The sequence below is a fragment of the Bacteroides caecigallinarum genome, from assembly GCF_021531075.1.
In the GTDB taxonomy this organism is placed as follows: Bacteria; Bacteroidota; Bacteroidia; order Bacteroidales; family Bacteroidaceae; genus Phocaeicola; species Phocaeicola caecigallinarum_B.
Map to the genome: position 1 here is coordinate 1 of NZ_JADYTJ010000118.1, position 1,663 is coordinate 1,663.

The 1,663-nt window shown below is 29.2% G+C and carries 1 protein-coding gene; it reads left to right on the plus strand.

The genetic code is table 11. The annotated features are described in order from the left end of the window. Positions 1–1,568, plus strand: a 1,568-nt coding sequence (locus I6E11_RS14550) for a hypothetical protein (protein ID WP_235338824.1), incomplete at its 5' end; no start/stop codon positions are given. Between the last annotated feature and the right edge of the window lie 95 nt (positions 1,569–1,663).

Below are 1,663 nucleotides of genomic sequence, written 5' to 3' on the forward strand. Positions count from 1 at the left end.
AAATAGAATATAATAATTTTAAAAATCCAGATAATAGAAAACTTTTTAAGAATTTATTAGGTAATTTGGATAAACACGATAAAGTCTTTTCGGATTTGTATGCGGCTGAAAAGGTGGTAATATTTAATAACTGGGATAATTCTCCTTTGGTAGTGAAAAAAATTTGTATAAAGATCTTACATTCAATGGGTAATTTTGACTATCTTAATGCAATATCTAAAAAACTACAGATTATTCTTGATGCTGATAGGAATTTAACAGAGGAAAATAAAAATAAAATATGTTTATATTCAGACTTATTTATTCAGGAACTAATTTGTTTGGGAGTAGACGTAAATGATATAGCCAATTTTATAAATGAAGATGAATTGGTGGTAAGGGAGGATGGAAAAGTTGTTATTTGCGGAGATACGTTTTATGAACTTAAAAGGGCTGATTATCAATCGGAGGAAGAATATTATAATGCTGTAACCCTTCGATGTGAAACACGTAGTGCTGAAGAATATATCAATAATCTATTGACACATTTTTATAAAAAACCAAAGATTGGATATGTTTTACTTAGATTATTGGGGGCAAAGGGAAGTATTGATTGTCATTTAAAAGATCTTCATTTATATTCTATAGATAAAGCTACTTATCTACCTAAAAATAGTTTAAGTAAAATTGAATATAATGATGGAACATTTCAGTTTGTCAATATAGCTGTTAAAGTTGAGCATCGATTTTTTTATACCTCGCTGGGTTATGCAAAGCAAAAAGTTAATAGTTTATTAGATTATTTGTCATTTTATGTTAAGGGTAAAGGAGAACTTTCAATAAGTGGGCAGTTTGCGGCTATTGTGGTTGATGGGCACGAGTGTGCTCATAGTGTTTCAATGGAGGACGATGTCAAATGCCTGCATCTATATAGGGATTTGAGGTCATTAGATTTTTCTTCTATTAATGATAGCTTAAATGAGTGGTTAAAAGATTTTACTAATGATACTAATATTGATAGTGAAAATTTCAAAAGAATTAGTAATTCTACACACTGGTATAAAAAAGCAATAGGAGCAGACAGATATGAAGATAAATTACTATATAGTTGGATTGCATTGGAAAGTATATTAAAGATTTCAGACTCTGTCAAAATGAATATTATTTCAAAGGATAACTCTATTTTTAATTTGGCTAAGACAATTTGTTCTATTATTGTCACAAAAAATAGATTCAATTCTTATGCAGAGAATGTGTATCGTTATCTAATGGATTGTACGCAAAATTATGATAACTATTATGATTTAAAATTGGAAACAATAGAGAATGCCAAATTATCTTCAGAAGGTATGCTACCTAATTTTTTTCGCGAATTACCGGAAATAATAAGTGAGATGAATGATGAGATTTATAAGTTGGAATTGTTAAAATTGAAATCTTTTTATGAAAATGATAAAGGTATAAAGAATTTTAGAGCTATGGTTTGTAATGATATTACTTTGATTTATAGATTGAGAAATATGATAGTTCACAATGCGTTTTTTCCTGAGTTTCAAATTAAATTTTTTGCATTAAGGCCACAATTTTAAACTTGTCCCTATTACACATCGAAGGTGGCGGCGTATAGAAAGGCGTAAACCTCTGTGGTCGCCCCGTCACTCTAAAAAAACATCAGCATCCATAT